Genomic DNA, 23,992 nt, shown 5'->3' with positions numbered 1-23,992 from the left:
CTGACTTACTCGACTGTCATAACGCGAGTGGTGTTGGTTGAGCCGATGGTGCTCATCACATCACCCTGGGTCACGATGACGATATCACCGGATACCAGATAGCCTTTGTCACGCAGAAGGTTTACGGCGTCGTGTGCCGCAGCCACGCCGTCATTGGTGCTATCGAAGTGAACAGGGGTAACACCGCGATACAGCGCCGTCAGGTTCAGCGTACGCTCGTGACGGGACATGGCGAAGATAGGTAAGCCGGAACTGATACGGGAGGTCATCAGCGCGGTACGGCCAGATTCGGTCATGGTGATGATTGCGGTAACGCCCTTCAGGTGGTTGGCAGCGTACATGGCGGACATCGCAATCGCTTCTTCCACATTGTCGAACTGAACGTCCAGACGGTGTTTAGAGACGTTAATGCTTGGGATCTTCTCAGCACCCAGACAAACGCGCGCCATGGCGGCCACGGTTTCTGCAGGATACTGGCCTGCCGCGGTTTCCGCTGAAAGCATAACCGCATCGGTACCGTCCAGCACGGCGTTGGCCACGTCCATGACTTCCGCACGGGTAGGCATTGGGTTGGTGATCATGGATTCCATCATCTGAGTGGCGGTGATCACCGCGCGGTTCAGCTGACGTGCGCGGCGAATCAGCGCTTTCTGGATACCCACCAGCTCAGGGTCGCCGATTTCCACACCCAGGTCGCCACGGGCAACCATCACCACGTCAGAGGCGAGAATCACGTCGTCCATGGCGTCCTGATCGCAAACGGCTTCCGCGCGTTCAACTTTAGCGACGATTTTGGCATCGCAACCAGCATCACGTGCCAGTCGGCGCGCATAGTTCAGGTCTTCACCGCAGCGTGGGAAGGAGACGGCCAGGTAGTCAACGCCGATCAGCGCAGCGGTAACGATATCCGCTTTGTCTTTATCGGTAAGCGCTTCTGCAGAGAGGCCGCCGCCCAGTTTGTTAATACCTTTGTTGTTGGAGAGCGGGCCGCCGACGGTGACTTCGGTGAACACTTTCATGCCCTGAACTTCCAGCACTTTCAGCTGTACGCGACCGTCGTCGAGCAGCAGGATATCGCCAGGTACCACGTCAGCCGGCAGGCCTTTATAGTCAATCCCGACTTTCTCTTTATCGCCTTCACCTTTGCCGAGATTGGCATCAAGCAGGAATTTGTCGCCGATATTGAGGAAAACTTTTCCCTCTTTAAAGGTCGATACACGAATTTTAGGACCTTGCAGATCGCCGAGGATGGCAACATGGCGCCCCAGTTTTGCTGCGATTTCACGCACTTTATCGGCACGTAATTTATGATCTTCTGGCGTACCGTGAGAGAAGTTCATACGCACCACGTTGGCACCTGCGGCGATAATCTTTTCGAGATTATTATCGCGATCGGTGGCCGGGCCTAAGGTGGTTACGATCTTGGTTCTGCGAAGCCTTCTGGACATGTATTACTCCGTTGACTGAAACAACTTTGGTGTTGCGTGAACATTGAATCGGCCTTCATTTGCCGCAAGGCGGCAGAGAGTGGACCGAATGCCGTAAATCGTTACATCGTAATTATTCGTTACGTCTTGTTATCAACTATCAGGGAACATCGCTCTTTATAAGCAATTCTTTATCAAAACGCGATTCCTTAAGCGCTTCCTTGACACGCTTCAAGTTATCTCTGAATTTTGCGCCCCTTCGTAAGGTAAAACCGGTCGCCAGCACGTCAATCACCGTGAGCTGGGCCAGACGGGAGACCATCGGCATATAGATATCGGTGTCTTCCGGTACGTCGAGGGTAATAGCCAGCGTCGCTTCACGGGCCAGAGGTGTACCCGCCGTCGTAAGAGCGATCACCATGGCATCGTTTTCACGCGCCAGCTGGGCCAGTTCCACCTGGCTTTTGGTGCGTCCGGTGTGCGAAATCAGTACCACGACATCATCTTCACTGCAATTCATACAGCTCATGCGTTGCAACACAATGTCATCTGAATAAATAACAGGTACGTTGAAGCGGAAGAATTTGTTCATGGCATCGTGCGCCACAGCTGCCGATGAGCCAAGACCAAAGAATGCAATCCGCTTGGCCTGGGTGAGTAAATCCACCGCTCGATTCACCGAACTCATATCCAGACTCTGGCGGACGTGGTCAAGTGTGGCCATGGCTGACTCAAATATTTTCGCTGTGTAGGCATCAACGCTGTCGTCTTCATCCACATTACGATTAACATAAGGTGTGCCGTTAGCCAGACTTTGTGCCAGATGCAGTTTAAAATCAGGAAAGCCGCGCGTTTCCAGGCTACGGCAGAAGCGATTTACCGTTGGCTCGCTGACACTCGCTTCCTGCGCCAGAGCGGCGATGCTTGAATGAATCGCCTGAGCGGGAGACGCGAGAATAACTTCGGCCACTTTTCGCTCGGATTTGCTAAGGTGTTCCAGTTGAAACTGGATTTTTTCCAGCATGTTCATTGTTAACATGACGCTCATGGGTGTAAACGATTTCATAAATGGGTGAAATCGTGATTCGATTTAGCCGATATTACCCCTGTGGCTTCCATAAAGGGTAACAGTCGACAAGATAATGTTGTTGTTTTTTTTCATTACTTGATCGGCGTCGGGTTTTGCCGGGCCCTTGTTGCGCAAAGAATCGACGGTTGTTGCGTCATTGCATCCCCGAAAGCACCGGAATGGCGAAAAATCGCGGTAAAGCACGTGGCGATAAGCGCTAATGGTTTCGGGAATGACGTAAAAGCAGTACAGTGCATTGTAATAAAATTACAACGATACCTGGCAGAAGTACCAGGTGATCCAACTGAGGAGAATGACATGGCGGTAACGCAAACAGCCCAGGCATGTGACCTGGTCATTTTCGGCGCGAAAGGCGATCTTGCACGCCGGAAATTGCTGCCTTCCCTGTATCAACTGGAAAAAGCAGGCCAACTTCATCCAGATACCCGTATCCTGGGTGTAGGGCGCGCCGAATGGGACAAGGACGCTTATACCAAAGTCGTTCGTGAAGCGCTCGAAACGTTCATGAAAGAGAAAATCGATGAAAGTTTGTGGGATACGCTGAGCGGACGCCTTGATTTCTGCAACCTGGACGTGAACGACATCAGTGCGTTTTCCCGCCTGGGCGACATGCTGGATCAGAAAAATCGTGTCACCATTAACTATTTCGCCATGCCGCCAAGCACCTTTGGTGCCATCTGCAAAGGTCTGGGTGAAGCCAAACTGAACGCCAAGCCGGCGCGCGTGGTGATGGAGAAGCCGCTGGGTACGTCGCTGGCAACCTCCCGCGAAATTAACGATCAGGTAGGCGAGTTCTTTGAAGAGTGCCAGGTTTACCGTATTGACCACTATCTTGGTAAAGAGACGGTCCTGAACCTGCTGGCGCTGCGTTTTGCTAACTCCCTGTTTGTGAACAACTGGGACAACCGCACTATCGACCACGTGGAAATCACCGTGGCGGAAGAGGTGGGGATTGAAGGGCGCTGGGGTTACTTTGACCAGGCCGGTCAGATGCGCGACATGATCCAGAACCACCTGCTGCAAATTCTGTGCATGATTGCTATGTCTCCACCGTCTGACCTGACGGCTGACAGCATCCGTGACGCAAAAGTGAAAGTACTGAAGTCACTGCGCCGTATCGACCGCTCTAACGTACGTGAGAAGACCGTTCGTGGTCAGTACACCGCCGGGTTTGCGCAAGGCAAAAAAGTGCCTGGGTACCTGGAGGAAGAGGGCGCGAACAAGTCCAGCAACACCGAGACGTTTGTGGCGATCCGCGTGGATATCGACGACTGGCGCTGGGCGGGGGTTCCGTTCTATCTGCGTACCGGTAAACGTCTGCCAGCCAAATGCTCCGAAGTGGTTGTCTACTTCAAAAACCCGGAACTGAACCTGTTCAAAGAGTCCTGGCAGGAACTGCCTCAGAACAAACTGACCATTCGCCTGCAGCCGGACGAAGGGGTTGATATTCAGATCCTGAACAAAGTGCCGGGTCTTGACCACAAACACAACCTGCAGACCACCAAACTGGATCTGAGCTACTCCGAAACCTTCAACCAGACGCATCTTGCAGACGCGTATGAGCGCCTGCTGCTGGAAACCATGCGCGGTATCCAGGCGCTGTTTGTGCGCCGCGACGAAGTGGAGGAGGCCTGGAAATGGGTTGACTCCATTACCGAAGCCTGGGCAGCCGATCAGGATGCGCCTAAACCGTATCAGGCAGGCACCTGGGGGCCAGTCGCGTCCGTGGCGATGATCACCCGCGATGGTCGCTCCTGGAACGAGTTTGAGTAAGATCATCCTCTAGCTCGAAAGTGTTATTTTACCGGTAACATGATCTAACACAGCTAGTGGCACAATTTTTAAACTTTTAAGCTCCGTGTGGATTCACCCGCGGAGCTTTTTTTATTACACTGCCGGAAGTGATTTTGCCCCTGAGCTCCGGACAGCAAGCGTTTCAGCGTTGTTAACAACTGCCAGCGACTTTGTAAACTCCTGAGCACGGACAGATAAATTAGAGGAGCATTTATGAATCCGACATTGTTACGCGTAACACAACGCATTATTGAACGCTCGAAAGAGACCCGTTCGGCCTACCTCGCCCGGATTGAACAAGCTAAAAGTAACACCGTCCACCGCTCTCAGCTGGCATGCGGTAACCTGGCACACGGTTTCGCCGCCTGCCAACCCGATGATAAAGCCTCGCTGAAAAGCATGTTGCGTAACAACATCGCGATCATTACTTCCTATAACGATATGCTTTCCGCGCACCAGCCGTATGAGGTCTATCCCAATATCATCCGTAAAGCGCTGCACAGCGTGAATGCCGTGGGCCAGGTGGCGGGTGGTGTTCCGGCGATGTGCGACGGCGTGACGCAGGGGCAGGACGGAATGGAGCTTTCCCTGCTGAGCCGCGAAGTGATTGCGATGTCTGCAGCGGTTGGCTTGTCACACAACATGTTCGATGGCGCGTTGTATCTCGGCGTGTGCGACAAGATTGTCCCGGGCCTGGTAATGGCTGCGCTGTCGTTTGGTCATCTGCCTGCGATCTTCGTGCCATCCGGCCCGATGGCAAGCGGCCTGCCAAACAAAGAGAAAGTGCGTATCCGTCAGCTGTATGCAGAAGGGAAAGCAGACCGTCAGGCGCTGCTGGAGGCAGAAGCCGCGTCCTACCATGCGCCGGGAACCTGTACTTTCTACGGTACGGCTAACACTAACCAGATGGTCGTAGAGTTCATGGGGATGCAGCTTCCGGGCTCGTCCTTTATCCAGCCGGATGCACCACTGCGCCAGGCGCTGACCGAAGCTGCTGCCCGTCAGGTGACGCGTTTGACCGGTAATGGCAACGAATGGATGCCGATGGGCAAAATGGTTGACGAGAAAGTCATCGTTAACGGTATCGTCGCGTTGCTGGCAACGGGGGGGTCAACCAACCACACCATGCACCTGGTGGCCATGGCGCGCGCGGCGGGCATTCTGATTAACTGGGATGATTTCTCCGAGATCTCTTCTGTGGTGCCGCTGATGGCGCGTCTGTACCCGAACGGCCCGGCTGACATTAACCACTTCCAGGCCGCTGGCGGTGTACCACTGCTGATGCGCGAGCTGTTGAAAGGCGGTCTGCTGCATGAAGATGTAAATACCGTGGCGGGCTTTGGTCTGCAACGCTACACCCAGGAGCCGTGGCTGAATAACGGCGAGCTGGACTGGCGCGAAGGGGCGAATGCCTCTCTTGATGCACAGGTTATCGCCACCATCGACAAACCGTTCTCTCCTCATGGTGGCACCAAAGTGCTGAGCGGCAACCTCGGACGCGCGGTGATGAAGACGTCTGCCGTACCGGAAGAGAATCAAATTATCGAAGCACCGGCGGTAGTGTTCGAAAGCCAGCACGACGTATTACCTGCCTTTGACGCCGGTCTTCTGGATAAAGACTGCGTGGTGGTCGTTCGCCATCAGGGGCCAAAGGCCAACGGGATGCCAGAATTACATAAACTTATGCCACCACTTGGTGTATTATTGGACCGCCGTTTCAAAATTGCTCTGGTGACGGATGGACGCCTCTCTGGCGCATCCGGTAAAGTGCCTTCAGCCATCCACGTGACACCTGAAGCTTACGACGGTGGTTTGCTGGCGAAAGTGCGTGACGGCGACATGATCCGCGTAAACGGTCAGACAGGTGAGTTAACCCTGCTGGTGGATGACGCAGAGCTCGCGGCACGTAAGCCACATATTCCTGACCTGAGCGCATCGCGCGTGGGGACAGGGCGCGAAATGTTTGGTGCGCTGCGTGAGAAACTCTCTGGTGCTGAGCAGGGCGCAACCTGTATTACGTTTTAAGACGACTTGATTTTAACGATCTGGCGAGAGAAGACACTGATGAAAAACTGGAAAACAAGTGCAGAAGCAATCATGACCACTGGCCCTGTCGTGCCGGTTATCGTGGTAAATAAACTGGAGCATGCGGTACCGATGGCGAAAGCGCTGGTTGCCGGTGGCGTTCGTGTTCTGGAAGTCACCCTGCGCACCGCCTGCGCGATGGATGCCATTCGCGCAATCGCTAAAGAAGTGCCGGACGCCATCGTCGGTGCGGGTACCGTTCTGAATGCACAGCAACTGGCGGAAGTGACTGAAGCGGGCGCACAGTTTGCGATCAGCCCGGGCCTGACGGAGTCTCTGCTGAAAGCGGCAACCGAAGGCAGCATTCCGCTGATCCCTGGCATTAGCACCGTATCTGAACTGATGCTGGGTATGGACTACGGTCTGAAAGAGTTCAAATTCTTCCCGGCAGAAGCGAACGGCGGCACCAAAGCGCTGCAGGCGATTGCGGGTCCATTCGCTCAGGTTCGTTTCTGCCCGACGGGTGGCATCTCTCCTGCTAACTACCGTGACTACCTGGCACTGAAAAGCGTGCTGTGCATCGGTGGTTCATGGCTGGTTCCGGCGGATGCGCTGGAAGCGGGCGACTGGGATCGCATTACTAAACTGGCTCGTGAAGCGGTTGAAGGTGCGCAGCAGTAAGTTATACGCAGCATGAAAAACGGGCCATTCGGCCCGTTTTTTTATCCTCTTACGCTAACTGCTGCGGAGGCTGTTTTCGCTCTCGCCACGGCGTCTTCTACGTTGTCCCCGGTGGCTAATGCTACGCCAAGACGACGCGTGCCGTCGATCTCCGGTTTACCGAACAAACGCACCTGTAACCCTGCACCTACTGCGCCGTCGACGTTATCAAACGTGACATTCTGGCTGGTTAATTGCGGCAGGATCACTGCGGAAGCGGCCGGGCCGTACTGACGGATGCCACCAACAGGCAATCCGAGGAAAGCGCGTACGTGCAGGGCGAACTCAGAGAGATCCTGCGAAATCAGCGTCACCATGCCGGTGTCATGTGGGCGAGGTGAGACTTCGCTGAAAATAACCTCATCTCCGCAGACGAAAAGCTCTACGCCAAACAGGCCATAGCCGCCCAGCGCGAGTACAGTTTTACGGGCGATCGCCTGCGCACGTTCCAGTGCCAGGGGACTCATCTGCTGCGGCTGCCAGGATTCACGGTAATCGCCATCTTCCTGACGGTGGCCAATTGGGTCACAGAAATGGACGCCATCAATGGCGCTGACGGTCAACAGAGTGATCTCGAAATCAAATTTCACGACACCTTCGACAATCACGCGACCCGCTCCGGCACGACCACCTTGCTGGGCATAATCCCATGCCTTATCCAGCGTGCTGCTGTCGCGAATAAAGCTCTGTCCTTTACCGGAGGAACTCATCACGGGTTTAACGATGCACGGGTAGCCAATCTCCTCAACAGCCTGCAGGAATGCGGCCTTATCGCCCGCAAACCGATAGCTCGACGTGGGGAGCCCCAGCTCTTCCGCTGCCAGACGACGAATACCTTCCCGGTTCATAGTCAGTTTTGCCGCTTTGGCACAGGGCACCACGCGCTGACCTTCCTGTTCAAGAGCGATCAGCGTATCGGTGGCAATGGCTTCTATTTCCGGGACCACGAAATCGGGTTTCTCCTGCGTAATCAGTGCCCGCAGGGCTTCGCCATCCAGCATGTTAATCACATAAGAACGATGGGCGACGTGCATGGCAGGAGCATCGGCGTAACGGTCTACGGCAATCACTTCCACACCTAAACGCTGACATTCAATGGCAACCTCTTTACCCAGTTCGCCAGATCCCAACAGCATCACACGCGTCGCTGCAGGTCGCAGCGCAGTGCCTAAACGAGTCATAACATTCCCCCTGAAAAAGATGCGCGCAGTATAAACGAAAACGTTTGCGTGTGTCTTGTGCAGGGCTAAGGGAGGGGGAAGAAATTTGCGCATCTTTAGCCCATCCAGACATTTCCTGACGCCTGCTCGCTTACGCTGTGAAATATGTTCACCGTTAAGTGAGGGAAACCATGTCTGGTTGGTTAAATCAGTTGCAATCGCTGTTAGGACAGAAAGCATCGTCGTCTGGCGAGCAGGGGCTCAGTAAACTATTGGTTCCCGGCGCACTTGGCGGGCTGGCAGGCCTTTTAGTCGCGAATAAATCCTCACGTAAGCTGCTGGCAAAATATGGAACTGGCGCGTTGCTGGCCGGTGGCGGGGCCATCGCAGGCACCGTACTATGGAATAAATACAAAGACAGGATACGGGCTGCACACTGCGATGAACCGCATTATAGCGAGCATACCTCGCCGCTGGATCTGCGTACCGAACGATTGATCCTTGCGCTGGTCTTTGCCGCGAAGAGTGACGGGCATATTGACGATAAAGAACGATCGGCGATTGAGCAGCAGCTTCGCGAAGCCGGTGTTGAAGAGAAGGGCAGAGCCCTGGTGGCGCAGGCGATCGAACAGCCGCTCGATCCACTGCGTCTTGCGCAGAGTGTGAAGAATGAGGAAGAGGCGCTTGAACTCTATTTTCTCAGCTGTGCCGCCATTGATATCGACCACTTTATGGAACGTAGCTACCTCAATGCCCTCGGCGATGCGTTGAAAATCCCGCAGGATGTACGCGAGGGTATTGAGCAGGATATCCGGGAACAAAAAAAAGCGTTACAGGGATAGCGTCGCGGCTGCGACACTGTTTCGCTTGCATCATGCGTGGGTTTTGCCAACCTTATAGGGTGTAAAACTTAAAAGAATGATGATATGCCACCGAAAGCCCGACGTACTCCTTATGCGATAACCACGCATGGCGATACGCGTATAGACAACTATTACTGGCTACGGGACGATTCTCGCTCCCGGCCAGAGGTGCTCGACTACCTGCACGAGGAAAACGACTATGGCCGCAAGGTCATGTCCAGCCAGCAGGCACTTCAGGATCAACTGCTGAATGAAATGGTGCAGCGCATTCCTCAGCATGATATCTCCGCGCCCTGGACCAAAAATGGCTATCGCTATCGTCATATCTACGAGCCCGGCAACGAGTATCCCATCTACCAACGACAACCCGTGTTAAGTGCCGAATGGGATGAGTGGGAGATTTTACTGGATGCCAACCAGCGCGCCGCCCACAGCGAATTTTATACGCTGGGCGGCATGTCCATTTCACCTGACAACACGATTATGGCGCTGGCTGAGGACTACCTCTCCCGCCGTCAGTATGGCCTGCGTTTTCGCAATCTGGGCACCGGGAACTGGTATCCTGAAATGCTGGAAAACGTCTCCCCGGATTTTGTCTGGGCGAATGATTCCGAGACCGTCTACTACGTCAAAAAGCATGCGTCCACGCTACTGCCTTATCAGGTGTGGCGACATACTGTAGGGACGGGTTCTGCCGATGACGAACTGGTCTATGAAGAGAAAGACGAAACGTTTTATGTCAGCCTGCATAAAACCTCCTCACGCCACTATGTGATTATTTTCCTCGCCAGCGCGACGACGTCTGAGGTTTTGCTGCTGGACGCCGAACTACCTGATGCCCAGCCGCTCTGTTTTCTGCCGCGTCGCAAGGATCATGAGTACAGTCTGGATCACTTCCAGCACAGTTTTTATTTGCGCTCTAATCGCGAGGGCAAAAACTTTGGTCTCTATAAAACCAAAGTGCGTGATGAGCGCAAGTGGGAGGTGCTTATTCCCGCGCGGGAGCAAGTGATGCTGGAAGGGTTCACTCTGTTTACCGACTGGCTGGTGGCGGAAGAGCGTCAGCGCGGGCTGACCAGTATCCGGCAAATCAACCGTAAAACCCGGGAAGTGGTGGGGATTGCGTTCGACGACCCAGCGTATGTGACGTGGATTGGTTTCAACCCTGAACCCGAGTCGTCGCGGTTGCGCTACGGTTACTCCTCAATGACCACGCCGGACACGTTGTTTGAGCTGGATATGGATACCGGCCAGCGTCAGGTGATTAAGCAGACCGAGGTCAAAGGGTTTGAGTCTGAAAACTACCGCAGCGAGCACCTGTGGGTCACTGTCCGCGATGGCGTGGAAGTTCCGGTCTCACTTGTTTACCACCAGGCGCATTTCCGGAAAGGGAAAAACCCACTGCTGGTTTACGGCTATGGTTCCTATGGCTCAAGCATGGATGCCGATTTCAGCAGCAGTAGGTTAAGTCTGCTCGATCGTGGCTTCGTTTTCGCTATCGCCCATGTGCGCGGCGGCGGTGAACTGGGGCAGCACTGGTATGAAGACGGGAAATTTCTGAAAAAGAAAAACACCTTCAATGACTATCTCGATGTTTGTGATGCGCTGATTGAGCAAGGCTACGGGGATCCGCATCTCTGCTTTGGGATGGGGGGCAGCGCGGGCGGCATGTTGATGGGGGCGGTGATCAACCAGCGTCCCGATCGCTTCAAAGGGATTGTCGCGCAGGTTCCGTTTGTCGATGTGGTCACGACCATGCTCGATGAATCCATTCCCCTGACGACGGGGGAGTTCGAAGAGTGGGGGAATCCTCAGGATGCGATCTACTATCGCTATATGAAAGAGTACAGCCCGTACGATAACGTGGAGGCAAAAGCCTATCCGCACATGCTGGTCACCACCGGGTTGCATGATTCGCAGGTGCAGTACTGGGAGCCGGCAAAATGGGTGGCAAAACTGCGGGAGCTAAAAACCGATGATAATCTGTTGCTGCTCTGTACCGATATGGATTCCGGGCATGGAGGGAAATCAGGGCGGTTCAAAACCTATGAAGGCGTCGCCCTGGAATATGCCTTCCTGATTGGCCTGGCGCAGGGAACGCTGCCAGGCGGTGAAGAGCCTTAAGCTTCGCCCAGGTAGTGTTTCAGCGTTAAGCGCAGTTCCGGGCTCATTTTGTCGAGGTTATTGTAAAGCCAGCGCAGATAGCCCGGATCTTTATCCGCAATATCAGACACCGCTCTACCGCGATATTTGCCAAAGGTAAAGGTGGTGAGAAGCGCAGGACGACCGGTGATCGTTGCCATATCATCCGGCGTCCAGCCAGAGATATTCATAATATCAATGAGTAACGCGGCGGTAATATAGCAGTCGTACAACGCGCGGTGATGGTGAAGCCCCTCAGGTGTACGGACGCTAAGCTTGCGGGACTTATACAGCGCCATATTACTGTATTTGATCCCCGGCCAGAGGCGACGTGCCAGCTTCATAGTACAAATCCATTCCCCTGGCATTTCGGGCAACACCCGGCGGTCAAAGCTGGCGTTATGCGCGACGTACCACGGGCTACCGTAATAGTGTGGAATAATTTCTTCTATCCACGGCTTATCCGCCACCATTGATTCGGTAATGCGATGGATTGCCATAGCCTGCGGGCTAATGGGGCGATCAGGGCGCACCAGATGGCTCATTGGGTTGACGATTTTACCGTCTACCACATCGACAGAGGCCACTTCCACAATTCCGCCCTGAAGATCGCAAGTTTCGGTATCGATGACGCGCAGCATTGAAAACTCCTGAGCTTAAAACGCTTAGCCTAAAGGAATGATATCGCCTTGCCAACCCTGTCTGCCGAGCGTGCCGGTCAGCAAGAGCTCGCCTTTATCCGCGCGGACAATCAACTGACCTCTTTCATCCCATAACGCGCTGCCTCCACACGCATTAGCCATTAACACGGCAATCGCATATTTATGTGCGAAGCGCTGCAGGGTGCTGATGGACTGCCGCCAGCGATAATCAACAACAGACTGACAGCTGGTAAACAGCGCCGCCTGTGAATCGAGATTGGGTGAATCGGTATGCGCATCAATGATGCTAAGTTGTTTATCTCCCGGAACCAGACTTGCACCGCTCCCCTGCGGGTAGCGCAGGATACCCTGGCTGGAAGGCGTAAACAGCGCGAGTCCTTTCTGGCGCTGACCATTCCGTTCAAGAGGGAGCCCGGCAATGAGGGTAATTTGGTAAAAATGTGCGGCGTCAAGAAGGGGTTCAAGCTGCGCATCACTGGGGGGAGGAGGTAATACCGTTGTGCCCGAGCCCGTTAATGAAAGTTCAGGAAATACCAGCAAATCGCATTGCTGGCGTGCTGCTTCGGCTATGAAGCAGAGGTGGCGCGCAACATGGTCATCTACACTGTGATGCTGCCCGGTATACTGGGCTGCGGCAATATTCCATTGTGACATCGTGACTTCCTTATACACTGAGTCGCAGGGATTTTAAGAATACACCTAAATTAATCAGGGTTTTCTTATCCTGGCATATTCCGCGTAAGGAAGTGTAACGACTTTTTAAGCTTATTTAACTTTAGGCTCGTAGGGCAAACGAGAGAGGTTGACCGATGCGAGACGGTGGGCAATTAATCTTTCGCGAAACCAGTCGCGCAGATGAGCCGGTTGTTCACGTTCAACAACCTCAGCCACGATGGGCATGTTGTAACGCTCTTTAAACGCGACGCCTGCGGCAGCGAGATCGACATTCACTTTATCCATCTCGTCCTGAGGAAGGGTGGCCAGATTGATCTTCATTTCCTTCTCCTTATTATGCGGCGGCAACGTTACCGCGATTGCACGATGATGACAAGCGGAGGCGGGATGATCCTCGACTCGTTTATTATACAGCGTTATTCTTTAGCATACAGACATAACAAAAAGGAATGATTGCGATGGGACTAACCACTTCCCGCGCGGTATGCGCGCTTGCCTTTCTGGCATCATTGGTCATGACGCCTTCTGTGCTGGCGCATGCTCATCTTAAACAGCAAACCCCGGCGGCAGACAGCCAGGTGACACCACCCCAGGTCCTTACGTTGATTTTTTCGGAAGGTATCGAACCTGGTTTTAGTGGGGTCGTGGTCACGGATGCACAAAAGCAGGTTATGAAAACAGGTACGGTTAAACGAGACGAAAAGAACAACGCTCAGCTGACGGTTCCGCTGGAACAACCGCTGACGCCCGGGACCTATCAGGTCGACTGGCATGTGGTCTCCGTAGACGGCCATAAAACCAAAGGCAGCTACCACTTTAGCGTGAAATAGCATGCTGGCCCTGTTTTATGTCGGGTTGCGATTTATCCATTTCGGGGCGCTGATGCTCATTTTTGGCAATGCGCTTTACAGCGTCTGGTTTGCGCCTTCCTCACTCCACCGCCTGATGTCCCGGCGTTTCAAGTTACAGCAGAAAGTGGCGTCTTTAATCAGCCTGGGTGCTGCACTCCTGATGTTTATGTTTCAGGGGGGATTGATGGGCAGTGGCTGGGGAGATGTCTTTTCCCCGGAGATCTGGCGTAGCGTGCTGGCGACGCAGTTTGGCAGCGTCTGGTTGTGGCAAATAATTCTTGCTGCCATTACCGTCGGAGCTGCATGGCTCGCTCCCCTGAAAGGTTCCCGGCTGTTACTGCTCGCAATGGGGCAGCTTATCCTGCTGGCAGGGGTAGGGCACGCGGCGATGAGCGACGGTCCGACAGGGGCTTTGCAGCGTCTTAATCACGCTTTTCACCTGCTGTGTGCCGCAACCTGGCTTGGCGGATTACTTCCGCTGCTGTTCTGCATGCGTCTGGCGAAAGGGCGCTGGCAAAATGCCGCTATCTACACCATGATGCGTTTCTCGCGTGTCGGCCATTATGCCGTTGCGGGTGTACTGCTCACTGGCATTATCAACACGCTGTTTATCACTGGCATCCAGATCCCATGGCAGGCTGACTACGTGCGGTTTTTGTTGTTCAAATGTGCGCTGGTGGCGTTGATGGTAGCAATTGCACTGGCAAATCGGTATTTTCTGGTGCCACGGTTTCGTCCGGAGACCGGACAAGCGCAACAGATTTTTATCAGGATGACACAGGCAGAGGTGGTGCTGGGAACGCTGGTGCTGGCAACGGTCAGTCTGTTCGCGACCTGGGAACCCTTCTGATAAGGTTAAATAGCATATGAAAAAGACAGTACTTTCTCTTTTATTACTGGCCTGCACGGGGAGTGCTCTGGCTGCACCGCAGGTGATTACCGTCAGCCGTTTTGAAGTGGGTAAAGACAAATGGGCTTTCAATCGCGAAGAGGTGATGCTGACTTGCCGTCCGGGTCATGCATTATATGCGATCAACCCAAGTACGCTGGTGCAATACCCGTTAAATGAGACCGCAGAGCAGCAGGTGGCTAGCGGTAAGAGCAGCGGCCAGCCGATCAGTGTTATTCAGATTGATGACCCGGCTAATCCGGGACAGAAGATGAGTCTGGCACCGTTTATCGAGCGTGCCGACAAGCTCTGCTAATGCTCAGGTTTCCAATAAAAAACCGCAGATGCTTGCGAAAGCACTGCGGTTTTTTACTTTTTATGATGCTCTTACGCTTTTTTTCAGGCCGCTTTAGCTGTGGACTGGAAAACTCGGCGTCGTCATCTATTCTTAAAAGGCAAGGCGACTTAGCCTGCATTAATGCCAACTTTTAGCGCACGGCTCTCTCCCAAGAGCCATTTCCCTGGACCGAATACAGGAATCGTATTCGGTCTCTTTTTATCTGTATGAAAGTAAACGAATAAATCCAACGCCTTCTTTCTTTTACAGCGTGCACACTGTGTGTGTCTTGCTAAAACATAACACAACACAGCATGCGGAAGTCCAGCCCTTTTTGCCTGTTTTGTTAAATTTTTGTGCGCAGTCAGCGAAAGCCTATGCAGTGCTTAGAAGCGCGATTTAACAGATGCCTCAATTTCATCAAGGAGTTCAAAGCGACGGCGATATTCGGCACGTTTTTTACTGGCAATCTCCTCAAGGGATTTGCGTTCCATCTGCAAGGGCAGCTGCCAGCTGAATGTTGAGCGCTTTTGACCGTCGATAGAGGCCCAAAACTCATCGTAACTGGCGTGGAAATGACGGCCTTTACTCAGGCGATAACGCAGAGCACGGAAGATATGCCCTTCATCGCTGACGGCATAAATCGCTTTGATACCGGAGAGTGTTGCCAGCTGGAAAAGCACCTCCATTAATACTCGCTTAGGGAAAAGGCCGTGGCAGGCTCGTGTTGCCTGCTTGATCACATCACGGGATACGCTGCGGCGAGGTCCCTGAAGACCGCCAATCACCAGCACATATTCCCCGTTTTCCCGGGCGACGCAAAAGGTCACGCTCGCAAGCAGGGTATTTTCATTGTCTCGCAGCCACAGCGTACACTCGCCTTCGCGCTCCGCTTTACTGGCGTTCATGGCATTGACGTTATAGCTCACGCCATCTTTTGCATGAAACTCAACAATAGATTGCTCCTGGGGGCCAGTTAAAGCGTTGACCAGCCCGGCATCTTTCAGAGAGTCAATCCACTGATAATGACTAATGATAGCGTCGGCACGCGCGTTGGAGTTCATGCCACGCATCAGATACTGACGATGGGTTTTACTTGGCAGCGTGATTTGCGAGGCCAGAAGTTGGTCAAAATCGTCGCGGCGGGCCAGCGCATCAAGCATTCGGTGCGTTGAAGACCAGAAAAGCAGCGAACGCAACAGAAATTTAAGTCGATACTCGCGTTTTTGCCAGATAGGGCCTGGGACGAGTTGACCTTTCACCAGTTCGGAAATGATATGGGTACGATGCGGATGTGCTGCATCGTCTTGCAGGCGCGTATTTGACACGGGAAAACCTCAAATTTTATGCATTGTATATTTTAGGGGGCATGCAAAACTGGATTAATACTGGTGAAATATTTATTTATCCTTAGTTTACTGTTTGTTTAGCTTTGTGGAAAGCACTGCTGGATTGCGTCTCTCCGGATAAGTCTGGTGCAACTATACTCGCTACAGGAGGTGTTATGTATCAGCGATTAGAAGGTGGGAGGTGGCGTCACGTCTGGGTCGTTAGCGACATTCATGGTTGTTATCAGTGGCTGATGGATGAACTGAAACGTCGTCATTTTAATCCATATGAGGATTTACTGATCTCCGTCGGGGATTTGATTGATCGTGGTCCTGACAGCGTTAAATGCCTGGGGCTAATCAATGAAAAATGGTTTCGCGCGGTGCGCGGCAACCATGAACAAATGGCAATCGACAGCCTGGATAATAATGATTTTGCGCTCTGGACGATGAATGGCGGAATGTGGTTTGCACGCCTTGAACGTGACCAGCAACAGCTGGCGCTATCGCTGCTCAATGCCTGTCGCAATTTGCCGCATATTATCGAGATCACCAGTGCAAATGGCCTGAATGTGATCGCCCATGCTGATTATCCTGCGGAGGAATACCGCTGGCAAAAACCGGTAAGCGCCCAGCGCGTATTATGGGATCGCGATCGGTTGATGGGGTTTATGGTGGGTAAAGGGCAGGGAATTCGCGGAGCGGATCATTTCTGGTTCGGACATACGCCTGTCGACCGAAGGTATGATTTTGATAATTTACACTATATCGACACGGGGGCTGTTTTTGACGGTTACTTTACGCTGGCACAACTGCAGTAATAAATAACCCGCCTTCGGGCGGGTTCTCTTTAGGTCAGGCAAGGCGCATGACCCAGGCATCAGTTTTGCTATCGTAATGCTCACGGTAAAGGACAGAGTGTTCGCCATCAAGAATTGCCGGGACGCTGATGTCCGCATCCCAGGCATCGAGTTGCATACACAAATCCGGGTCGGATTTGCAGGGAATACTTAACGTTCGATCGCCTTGTATTTCGCCGCGCAGTTCTGCGTCGTCGATCTCAAAAGCGCCAATACGCACGCTGGTTTTCGTCATATTGCTCTCCGGGTCGATTGTCAAAATCTGGTATGACCAGTGCGGCCATCCATTTTTGATCGTAGACAAGGAGAGCGAAATCGCCAGTAAAAAAATGCGCTTTTTTTCAGGCGGTGCGATCGTTACCGGTAAACAGCCGACCATCTCGCACCAGTTCACGCGGATAGCTGTTCTTCAGTCGTGAGCCCACTTTTTTAGCCAACCCCAACGGGTGTCCCTGATACGTAACCACAACTTCATCATTCGATGGCGTACTGGCAGGATAAACATCGCGACCACGGTACCACTCTTCGGCTTCCTGATGTGTCAGGGCAAACGTATTCTCGTGTCCGGCGAGGGCGATAACAGCCTCATGCTGCCAGCGATAGCCTTTATTATGAACTTCCGCCAGACGGATCCCGATACGGGAAAAACGTACTTTGCCAATAAGCGGTTCAATACTGGCCGGGAAAAGCCAAATCTCTTTCTCACGTAACCAGAGATGGTGCGTTTCATCCCAGGAAAGCCCGGCTTTTCTGGCGGCGAGGGTGACCTGCTCGGCCTCTCGGCCTTTCAGCGGTGTGAACGGGAAATTGCCGACCTTAAACGTTGGAGCGGGCAGGGGATCAACGGCGACAGCTTTACGCAGTCGGGCAACAAAAAAACCTTCACAGTCATAGATCTGCGGGAAAACATGCAGGAATCCTTCAGGCGTGATGGCCTCTTTTGCCGTGGGGAACAGATCGTTGAGCGGCAGAAACTCGACGGCATCGGGATATTGCGCCTTCAGCCACAGACAGACGTCTTCGTTTTCATCCCGGTTCAGTGTGCAGGTGGAGTAAATCAACGTGCCGCCTGGCCGCAGTGCATGAAATGCGCTGTCGATCAGCTCACGCTGGGTAGCAGCGATCTCAAGGTTGCTTTCAACAGACCAGTTCTTTAACGCATCAGGATCTTTACGTACCACACCTTCCCCGGAGCAGGGAGCATCCAGCAGAATAGCATCAAAGGCTTCCGGCAGGGCAGCACCGAACACGCGCCCGTCGAAGTGTGTCAGGGCAACATTATGAATACCGCAGCGGCTGATGTTGGCATGCAACACTTTGACGCGGCTGGCGGAATACTCATTGGCAAGAATTGCCCCCTGGTTACCCATCCGGGCGGCAATCTGTGTGGTTTTCGACCCGGGTGCCGCGGCCACATCCATCACCCGCTCAGGCGCGTTGTCATCGGCGAACAACGCGGCAACTGGCAGCATTGAACTGGCTTCCTGAATATAAAACAGCCCGCTCAGATGCTCGGCGGTACTTCCCAGCGGCACGGCATCTTCGTCATCACGCTCGATCCAGAACCCTTCAGCACACCATGGTACTGGCGTCAGTTGCCAGTTGTACGGGGATACCAGCGCGAGAAAATCCCCGACGCTGATTTTTAGCGTATTGACGCGAATACTTCGGCGCAACGGACGCTGACAGGCGGCGATAAAATCGTCTAACGACAGGTGAGAAGGAAGCGCCTCACGCATTTGCGCGAGGAATTGTTCAGGAAGAAATACGGAGTTTTGAGCCACGGGTACACCACAGGGAAAAGTTCAGGTGCGCAGTGTAGCATAAAGGCTCCGGCGCGTTGACACCGGAGCCCTGAGATTAACGCGGCAGGGCAGTTCCCCATTCACGCCACTCTTTCGGTTCACTTTCGAGCAGCAGGAAGTGTTTACCCGGTTGCGCTTTCGGTGCCAGCGGTGTGCCCGGTGGTGTGGCAAACGCAATCCCACCGCGAATAAACTGGTTGAAGGTACCAGTTTTCACGACCCCCCCCGTCAGGCCAAAGTCCAGCGAATAGCCGGAAGCCAGCCAGAATACCGAGTTATTTCGCACCAGATGCTGGTAACGTTCGCTTATCCGTAACGCCACCATCACGCGGTCGGAGAGTGTCCCGAGCGTCAGACCGGTCACTGTGCCCACCTCAATACCGCGGAACAGTACTGGCGTGCCGATGCTGAGCGAACCAGCTTCTGGTACCTCCACCACAATGCTCAGACCATCAAGATAGCGCGAATCAGTGATTGTGGCTTCCTGCAGCTCAAAATCACGACGGGCATTGCCCTGGCCAGGCTCGACGTTGATATACGGCTGCAGGATGGTGTCGAGGTGCTCAACGCCTGCGGCCGAGATTTGCGGCGTCACCACCGAGAAGCGCGAACCGGTGCGGGCGAACGTCTGTACATATTCCGGGTAGAGCACGGCGGTGGCCTGCACCTCGTTACGCGAGGTGATCAGCGTCAGCTTCTGGATCTGCCCGATATCAATACCCAGGTAACGGATTGGCATCCCTTCAGCCAGTTTTCCCGCATCAAAAGCGTGCAGGGTAATCTGCCCGCCAACGGCACGTGCTGCGGTTTCGGACGGGAAGAGAATACGCTTATCCCCTTTGCGCAGATTCGCACCTGCACCGCTGAGGTTATCGAAGCTAATTGCCCCACGCAGCGCGCGTGAAAGCGGGGAGGCCTGCACCGTCAGCCCGTTACCGTTGAGCTGAACTTTTGCACCGCCTTCAGCCCAGAAGACGCTGTTTGGCGTCAACAGCTTGCGATACTCCGGCTTGATATGCAGCTCGATATCAAATGCGTCCGCGCGAGGGCGAACGGTGATCACTTCCCCGACCTCAAATTTGCGATACAGCACAACGGAGCCTGCCTGAACGTCCGGCAATGTTTCGGCGCTTAATGTCAGCGTAGTGGTAGGAAGATCGCTCAGGCTGTTTTCAATCGCTTTATCCAGGTTGGCATACAGCGGGTAGCTGTCACGCACAGGGCCTTTATCGCCCGGCAGAATGCGGATCCCGCCGTTGACCCATTCGCTGGCGCTGGCGCCAAGGAACTCCACCCCGTCCAGACCTACTTTCACGTCGACACGACTGTTAACCACAAACTTACTGTCGCCATGGACCAGGTTGCTGTATTGCGGGTCAATGGCGACCGAGAAGCTCACGCCGTTCTCGGTAAGCGTACGCTCAAGAACTTGTCCTACCTGAACACCGTGCAAAATCAACGGCTGGCCGGCTTCAATACCGTAGCTTTCTGGCGCATTCAGCGTGACCGTCACGACACCCGGCTTTTGCAACAAGGCTTTGTCGGCCGGGGCAATCACAAAGCTATTGCTGGGCTGACCTTCACCGGGCACCAGCTCAAACGTATTTCCCGTCAGCAGACTACTGATACTGGCATCGTTGAGTGATAGCTTTGGACTGCGCATTTCAATACGCGTCTTCTCGCGCAGAAGATCGACCACGCTCGGATCAACAGTCATTTCGCCGGTGACCGAGCCGCCCGGGTTGAGCGTCATTTTGGTAAGCTGACCGACCTGCAACCCTTGATACATCAGCGGTGTTGAACCGGCTTTAAGCCCCTTCGCATCGGGCAGGACGAGTTTAACGATCACCCCACGCTGGCTGTGCGCCAGGTCAGCGTACAATCCGAACGAGTCATCAGCGGTGGCAGGGCTTGAGTTTTCTGGGGAATCAAAGGCAATGGCGCCATTCACCAGCGCAGCCAGACTCTCCAGTTTCACCTTTGCACCGCTCAGGCTGAGATCGGCATCCACGCCGGATACGTTCCAGAAACGGCTGCCCTTTTTAACCAGATTGGTAAAGCGGCGCTCGATCAGCACATCAATGGTGACACCCTGTTTATTCGGGTTGATGGCGTAATCGTAAACGCGACCCACCGGGATTTTACGGAAATAAACCAGTGAGCCACTGTTCAGAGAGCCGAGATCCGGCGCCTGCAGATGGATCATCAAATCGCCGTTGTTAAGGCGGTACTTGGGCTGTGTATCCAGGGCAACAAAGTGATCCTGCGGTTCACCTTTACCTGGCATCATACCGATATAGTTACCGCCCACCAGCGCATCCAGACCGGAAACACCCGCCAGAGAGGCCTTCGGCGTGACCAGCCAGAATTGCGTTTCGCTGCGCAGGGCATCCTGCATGTCTGATTTAATACTGACCCGCACCTGAATCTTGTTCAGCCCTTTTCCAAGGGAGATGTCCTGAACCGTACCGACTTCAACCCCCTGGAAGCGAACGGGTGTTCGCCCGGCGACGATACCGTCGGCGGTCTGGAAATCAATGGTGACCGTACTCCCGCGATCTTGATAGCTCGTCCAGATAAGCCAGCCCGCAATCATCAGGGCGATGACAGGCAGCAACCAGAATGGCGAAATGCGGCGTTTTGTTTTAATTCTCGCTTCAGTCGGCGAAGCGGGGGTTTCCTGACTCATGTGCATCCCAAAGTAAGCGGCTATCCAGCCATTCCACAGCAAGAATAGTCAATATCACCGCTGAGCCGAAATAAAAAGCCGCGGGTCCCATTGTAAAAGCAAGTAACTGGTCACGATTAATCAGCGACATCATCAACGAAATCACGAACAGATCCAACATCGACCAGCGACCAATCCAGGTGACGAACCGCAAAAGCAGGATACGGGTACGTAGCCCCTGCTCACATTTAAAGTGAATGCTGATAAGTAACGTAAACATCACCACCACTTTGGTAAACGGCACCAGGATACTGGCAATAAAGACGATGGCAGCCACCCCCACATTGCTGTGCGCAAGGGAAATAATGCCTGAGAGGATGGTATCTTCCTGGCGTGCACCATTCACGTAAATAATGGAAATCGGTAGCATATTGGCCGGGATCAGAAACACCAGGGAGGCAATCAGCGCCGCCCAGCATTTTTGCAGGCTGTTGTTGCGCCGCAGTCTCAAAGGAATATGGCAGCGTGGACAGCGGCCACGCGCGTCGGGTAGCCCGGTATAGTGGCAACCCAGACAGACACGGAGGTTCTCATCCGGGCGTGTGGCTGGGCGCTGAGGATAAAAACGCTCCCAAAGCTGTTCGACGTTCAGGTGGATGAGCGTCAGGATACTGAGCAATACCAGACAGATAAAAGCAAAGAGTCCGACGCCTGGCTGCAGAAACGCGTAGTCCTGCACTTTAATTGACGCCACGCCAACACCCACAAGATAGATATCCAGCATGACCCACTCTTTGAGTTTATCCAGCATCAGCAACACCGGTCGCAGGTTCATACCCAGAATGTTGCCGAGCCACAAATACGCAATCGCCGCGACCAGGACCAGCGGCGCGCCAACGGTGCAAAAAAGCACCATAGCTGCAGTTACCGGATCACCCTGCCGGGTCATCTGCCAGATACCCTGTAGAACGTTGGCATCAATGCGTACACCAAGCAGATAGAGTTTAAGGAGCGGCTCGCTCCACGCGAAAGGCATCAGAAGCAGCATCGTGACGGCCATGGCGGCGAGGCGGGTCAAAGACCAGTCGCGGCCGTCACGAATTTTGGCATCGCAGCGGGGACAAAAGGCACTTTGGTGCGATTTCATCTTCGGCAACATAAAAAGCGTATCGCACTGGGGGCAACGCTGATAATGTGCACGAGGCAAAGCTTCGCTTACCGTATGGACAGTTATCTTTTTTGTCGGCGTAATTTTGGTTGTTTTTAAGGCCATCAGCTGCGCACAAATAAGTATTGTTGAAAGTTATAATAACTCATGAACTGATTCATCTTGAGCATGAGCGCATTTAATGCTTATTTTAATAGGCTATGCGGTAATTTTGTAAGACAACTAAGTGATTGAATAATGAACAAAACAGAATTCTACGCGGATCTGAACCGCGATTTTAAGGCATTGATGGCGGGCGAGACCAGCTTCTTAGCCACTCTGGCAAATACTAGCGCATTGCTGTTTGAACGTCTCAGTGACGTTAACTGGGCTGGATTTTACCTTCTGGAAGGTGAAACACTGGTGCTGGGGCCATTCCAGGGCAAGCTGGCCTGCGTACGTATCCCGGTAGGGCGCGGTGTGTGTGGTACCGCGGTCGCCGAGAATCAGGTACAGCGTGTGGAAGACGTTCATGCGTTTGACGGACATATTGCCTGCGACGCTGCAAGTAATTCTGAAATCGTTCTGCCACTGGTGGTAAAAAATCAGATTATTGGCGTTCTGGATATCGACAGTACGGTCTTCAGTCGCTTTACAGCCGAGGACGAACAGGGACTGCGCGAGCTGGTGGCAAACCTGGAAAACGTTCTCGCTGCAACCGATTATCAAAAATTCTTTGCGAGCGTCGCAGGATAATCAACGGATAACGTAGCATTTACTGATAGCGTCATTATAATGACGCCTGTTCATGCCTGCGCTTGTTGGCAACGTCCGTTGTAATCAGGAAATTTCATGGAAAATCAACCTAAGTTGAATAGCAGTAAAGAAGTTATCGCATTTCTGGCCGAGCGTTTCCCACAGTGCTTCAGTGCTGAAGGTGAAGCTCGTCCCCTGAAAGTCGGTATTTTTCAGGATCTGGTGGCACGTGTTGAGGGGGAAATGAACCTCAGCAAAACTCAGCTGCGTTCCGCCTTACGTCTTTATACTTCGAGCTGGCGTTACCTGTACGGTATCAAACCGGGCGCGACTCGCGTGGATCTCGATGGCAACCCTTGTGGTGAGCTGGATGAGCAGCACGTTGAACACGCGCGTAAACAGCTGGAAGAAGCCAAAGCACGCGTTCAGGCACAACGTGCTGAACAGCAAGCGAAAAAACGCGAAGCCGCAGCGGCAAACGGCCAGGAAGAAGCGCCTCGTCGTGAGCGTAAACCACGCCCTGCACCGCGTCGTAATGATAATAACGATCGCAAACCGCGTGCTGACAAACCTGCAGCGAAAGCCCCGCGCGCCCCTCGTGAAGAGCCGCGTCATACCCCGGTTTCAGACATTAACGCCCTGAGCGTTGGTCAGGCGCTGAAGGTAAAAGCGGGTAACAATGCTATGGACGCCACTGTACTGGAAATCACCAAAGATGGCGTTCGTGTACAGCTGACTTCTGGTATGTCAATGATTGTACGCGCAGAACACTTGTTGTTCTGAAACGGAGGCC

The 23,992-nt window shown here is 53.6% G+C and carries 22 protein-coding genes; 11 read left to right on the top strand and 11 right to left on the bottom strand.

From position 1 onward, the window contains the following. Positions 1-5: 5 nt before the first annotated feature. The gene (gene pyk, locus ACJ9Y9_RS14165; protein WP_008500455.1) at positions 6-1,448 is read right to left on the bottom strand and encodes a pyruvate kinase; all 1,443 of its coding nucleotides are present in this window, start codon (positions 1,446-1,448) and stop codon (positions 6-8) included. A 139-nt stretch (positions 1,449-1,587) separates the two neighbouring features. After that, the gene (locus ACJ9Y9_RS14160) at positions 1,588-2,457 is read right to left on the bottom strand and encodes a MurR/RpiR family transcriptional regulator (protein WP_028018637.1); all 870 of its coding nucleotides are present in this window, start codon (positions 2,455-2,457) and stop codon (positions 1,588-1,590) included. Between the two features lie 357 nt (positions 2,458-2,814). Between ACJ9Y9_RS14160 and zwf the strand changes: the two genes are divergently transcribed. From zwf to ACJ9Y9_RS14145, 3 genes are all read left to right on the top strand, one after another. After that, on the top strand, positions 2,815-4,290 hold the full coding sequence (zwf, locus tag ACJ9Y9_RS14155; RefSeq protein ID WP_028018638.1) for a glucose-6-phosphate dehydrogenase: 1,476 nt from the start codon (positions 2,815-2,817) through the stop codon (positions 4,288-4,290). Between the two features lie 234 nt (positions 4,291-4,524). Then, positions 4,525-6,336: a phosphogluconate dehydratase gene (gene edd, locus ACJ9Y9_RS14150; protein ID WP_028018639.1), complete on the top strand. Its 1,812-nt coding sequence runs from the start codon at positions 4,525-4,527 to the stop codon at positions 6,334-6,336. 39 nt (positions 6,337-6,375) lie between these two features. After that, a complete protein-coding gene (locus ACJ9Y9_RS14145; protein WP_028018640.1) occupies positions 6,376-7,017 on the top strand; it encodes a bifunctional 4-hydroxy-2-oxoglutarate aldolase/2-dehydro-3-deoxy-phosphogluconate aldolase in 642 nt (213 codons plus the stop codon). Between the two features lie 41 nt (positions 7,018-7,058). Here the strand turns inward: ACJ9Y9_RS14145 and purT are convergent, their stop codons facing one another. Continuing rightward, the gene (purT, locus tag ACJ9Y9_RS14140; RefSeq protein ID WP_028018641.1) at positions 7,059-8,237 is read right to left on the bottom strand and encodes a formate-dependent phosphoribosylglycinamide formyltransferase; all 1,179 of its coding nucleotides are present in this window, start codon (positions 8,235-8,237) and stop codon (positions 7,059-7,061) included. A gap of 170 nt (positions 8,238-8,407) precedes the next feature. Here purT and ACJ9Y9_RS14135 point away from each other — a divergent pair, with 170 nt between their 5' ends. Together ACJ9Y9_RS14135 and ptrB are read left to right on the top strand one after the other, a co-directional pair. Further along, positions 8,408-9,058, top strand: coding sequence for a tellurite resistance TerB family protein (locus ACJ9Y9_RS14135; RefSeq protein ID WP_028018642.1), 651 nt, complete (start codon positions 8,408-8,410; stop codon positions 9,056-9,058). Positions 9,059-9,142: 84 nt separating this feature from the next. Further along, on the top strand, positions 9,143-11,203 hold the full coding sequence (ptrB, locus tag ACJ9Y9_RS14130; RefSeq protein ID WP_028018643.1) for an oligopeptidase B: 2,061 nt from the start codon (positions 9,143-9,145) through the stop codon (positions 11,201-11,203). Here ptrB and exoX read toward each other — a convergent pair. From exoX to ACJ9Y9_RS14115, 3 genes are all read right to left on the bottom strand, one after another. Continuing rightward, a complete protein-coding gene (gene exoX / locus ACJ9Y9_RS14125; RefSeq protein ID WP_028018644.1) occupies positions 11,200-11,862 on the bottom strand; it encodes an exodeoxyribonuclease X in 663 nt (220 codons plus the stop codon). The two genes, ptrB and exoX, sit on opposite strands and share 4 nt — an antisense overlap. A 24-nt stretch (positions 11,863-11,886) precedes the next feature. Then, complete coding sequence (locus ACJ9Y9_RS14120; protein ID WP_028018645.1) at positions 11,887-12,537, bottom strand: carbon-nitrogen hydrolase family protein; 651 nt, start codon at positions 12,535-12,537, stop codon at positions 11,887-11,889. Between the two features lie 111 nt (positions 12,538-12,648). Next, positions 12,649-12,879, bottom strand: a complete 231-nt coding sequence (locus ACJ9Y9_RS14115; RefSeq protein WP_028018646.1) for a DNA polymerase III subunit theta — start codon at positions 12,877-12,879, stop codon at positions 12,649-12,651. A 137-nt stretch (positions 12,880-13,016) separates the two neighbouring features. Between ACJ9Y9_RS14115 and yobA the strand changes: the two genes are divergently transcribed. Genes yobA through ACJ9Y9_RS14100 form a run of 3 tightly spaced genes read left to right on the top strand, consistent with a single transcriptional unit; the run spans position 13,017 to position 14,614 of the window. Continuing rightward, the gene (gene yobA / locus ACJ9Y9_RS14110) at positions 13,017-13,388 is read left to right on the top strand and encodes a CopC domain-containing protein YobA (protein WP_028018647.1); all 372 of its coding nucleotides are present in this window, start codon (positions 13,017-13,019) and stop codon (positions 13,386-13,388) included. Between the two features lies 1 nt (position 13,389). Next, complete coding sequence (gene copD / locus ACJ9Y9_RS14105) at positions 13,390-14,259, top strand: copper homeostasis membrane protein CopD (protein ID WP_028018648.1); 870 nt, start codon at positions 13,390-13,392, stop codon at positions 14,257-14,259. A 16-nt stretch (positions 14,260-14,275) separates the two neighbouring features. Further along, entirely contained in the window at positions 14,276-14,614 is a 339-nt protein-coding gene (locus tag ACJ9Y9_RS14100; RefSeq protein WP_028018649.1) for a YebY family protein, read from the top strand. Between the two features lie 407 nt (positions 14,615-15,021). Here the strand turns inward: ACJ9Y9_RS14100 and ACJ9Y9_RS14095 are convergent, their stop codons facing one another. Further along, positions 15,022-15,963, bottom strand: a complete 942-nt coding sequence (locus ACJ9Y9_RS14095) for a VirK/YbjX family protein (RefSeq protein ID WP_028018650.1) — start codon at positions 15,961-15,963, stop codon at positions 15,022-15,024. 176 nt (positions 15,964-16,139) lie between these two features. On the opposite strand from ACJ9Y9_RS14095, the gene pphA reads away from it, so the two are divergent. Further along, entirely contained in the window at positions 16,140-16,784 is a 645-nt protein-coding gene (gene pphA, locus ACJ9Y9_RS14090; RefSeq protein ID WP_028018651.1) for a protein-serine/threonine phosphatase, read from the top strand. A 34-nt stretch (positions 16,785-16,818) separates the two neighbouring features. Here pphA and ACJ9Y9_RS14085 read toward each other — a convergent pair whose 3' ends face one another. From ACJ9Y9_RS14085 to yebS, 4 genes are all read right to left on the bottom strand, one after another. Next, positions 16,819-17,058, bottom strand: a complete 240-nt coding sequence (locus ACJ9Y9_RS14085) for a YebV family protein (protein WP_028018652.1) — start codon at positions 17,056-17,058, stop codon at positions 16,819-16,821. Positions 17,059-17,164: 106 nt separating this feature from the next. Further along, entirely contained in the window at positions 17,165-18,607 is a 1,443-nt protein-coding gene (gene rsmF, locus ACJ9Y9_RS14080; protein ID WP_028018653.1) for a 16S rRNA (cytosine(1407)-C(5))-methyltransferase RsmF, read from the bottom strand. A gap of 76 nt (positions 18,608-18,683) precedes the next feature. Then, entirely contained in the window at positions 18,684-21,317 is a 2,634-nt protein-coding gene (locus ACJ9Y9_RS14075) for a PqiB family protein (protein WP_028021356.1), read from the bottom strand. Next, on the bottom strand, positions 21,286-22,569 hold the full coding sequence (gene yebS, locus ACJ9Y9_RS14070; RefSeq protein WP_014832380.1) for a membrane integrity lipid transport subunit YebS: 1,284 nt from the start codon (positions 22,567-22,569) through the stop codon (positions 21,286-21,288). Before yebS ends, ACJ9Y9_RS14075 begins: the two co-directional genes overlap by 32 nt. 132 nt (positions 22,570-22,701) lie before the next feature. Between yebS and ACJ9Y9_RS14065 the strand changes: the two genes are divergently transcribed. Continuing rightward, positions 22,702-23,199: a GAF domain-containing protein gene (locus ACJ9Y9_RS14065; protein WP_028018655.1), complete on the top strand. Its 498-nt coding sequence runs from the start codon at positions 22,702-22,704 to the stop codon at positions 23,197-23,199. A 96-nt stretch (positions 23,200-23,295) separates the two neighbouring features. Continuing rightward, positions 23,296-23,982: an RNA chaperone ProQ gene (gene proQ / locus ACJ9Y9_RS14060; RefSeq protein ID WP_028018656.1), complete on the top strand. Its 687-nt coding sequence runs from the start codon at positions 23,296-23,298 to the stop codon at positions 23,980-23,982. Positions 23,983-23,992 lie beyond the last annotated feature (10 nt).

Source organism: Enterobacter sp. CPE_E1241, assembly GCF_045618265.1.
GTDB classification, from domain to species: domain Bacteria; phylum Pseudomonadota; class Gammaproteobacteria; order Enterobacterales; family Enterobacteriaceae; genus Enterobacter; species Enterobacter adelaidei.
The sequence above is the reverse complement of the archived record's forward strand: the minus strand, read 5'-3'. Positions and strand labels throughout refer to the sequence as shown.

Excerpts from the sequence above, each read along its gene's own strand:
- pyk (WP_008500455.1), bottom strand. The coding sequence starts at position 1,448 with ATGTCCAGAAGGCTTCGCAGAACCAAGATCGTAACCACCTTAGGCCCG.
- ACJ9Y9_RS14160 (WP_028018637.1), bottom strand. The coding sequence starts at position 2,457 with ATGAACATGCTGGAAAAAATCCAGTTTCAACTGGAACACCTTAGCAAA.
- zwf (WP_028018638.1), top strand. The coding sequence starts at position 2,815 with ATGGCGGTAACGCAAACAGCCCAGGCATGTGACCTGGTCATTTTCGGC.
- edd (WP_028018639.1), top strand. The coding sequence starts at position 4,525 with ATGAATCCGACATTGTTACGCGTAACACAACGCATTATTGAACGCTCG.
- ACJ9Y9_RS14145 (WP_028018640.1), top strand. The coding sequence starts at position 6,376 with ATGAAAAACTGGAAAACAAGTGCAGAAGCAATCATGACCACTGGCCCT.
- purT (WP_028018641.1), bottom strand. The coding sequence starts at position 8,237 with ATGACTCGTTTAGGCACTGCGCTGCGACCTGCAGCGACGCGTGTGATG.
- ACJ9Y9_RS14135 (WP_028018642.1), top strand. The coding sequence starts at position 8,408 with ATGTCTGGTTGGTTAAATCAGTTGCAATCGCTGTTAGGACAGAAAGCA.
- ptrB (WP_028018643.1), top strand. The coding sequence starts at position 9,143 with ATGCCACCGAAAGCCCGACGTACTCCTTATGCGATAACCACGCATGGC.
- exoX (WP_028018644.1), bottom strand. The coding sequence starts at position 11,862 with ATGCTGCGCGTCATCGATACCGAAACTTGCGATCTTCAGGGCGGAATT.
- ACJ9Y9_RS14120 (WP_028018645.1), bottom strand. The coding sequence starts at position 12,537 with ATGTCACAATGGAATATTGCCGCAGCCCAGTATACCGGGCAGCATCAC.
- ACJ9Y9_RS14115 (WP_028018646.1), bottom strand. The coding sequence starts at position 12,879 with ATGAAGATCAATCTGGCCACCCTTCCTCAGGACGAGATGGATAAAGTG.
- yobA (WP_028018647.1), top strand. The coding sequence starts at position 13,017 with ATGGGACTAACCACTTCCCGCGCGGTATGCGCGCTTGCCTTTCTGGCA.
- copD (WP_028018648.1), top strand. The coding sequence starts at position 13,390 with ATGCTGGCCCTGTTTTATGTCGGGTTGCGATTTATCCATTTCGGGGCG.
- ACJ9Y9_RS14100 (WP_028018649.1), top strand. The coding sequence starts at position 14,276 with ATGAAAAAGACAGTACTTTCTCTTTTATTACTGGCCTGCACGGGGAGT.
- pphA (WP_028018651.1), top strand. The coding sequence starts at position 16,140 with ATGTATCAGCGATTAGAAGGTGGGAGGTGGCGTCACGTCTGGGTCGTT.
- ACJ9Y9_RS14085 (WP_028018652.1), bottom strand. The coding sequence starts at position 17,058 with ATGACGAAAACCAGCGTGCGTATTGGCGCTTTTGAGATCGACGACGCA.
- ACJ9Y9_RS14075 (WP_028021356.1), bottom strand. The coding sequence starts at position 21,317 with ATGAGTCAGGAAACCCCCGCTTCGCCGACTGAAGCGAGAATTAAAACA.
- yebS (WP_014832380.1), bottom strand. The coding sequence starts at position 22,569 with ATGGCCTTAAAAACAACCAAAATTACGCCGACAAAAAAGATAACTGTC.
- ACJ9Y9_RS14065 (WP_028018655.1), top strand. The coding sequence starts at position 22,702 with ATGAACAAAACAGAATTCTACGCGGATCTGAACCGCGATTTTAAGGCA.
- proQ (WP_028018656.1), top strand. The coding sequence starts at position 23,296 with ATGGAAAATCAACCTAAGTTGAATAGCAGTAAAGAAGTTATCGCATTT.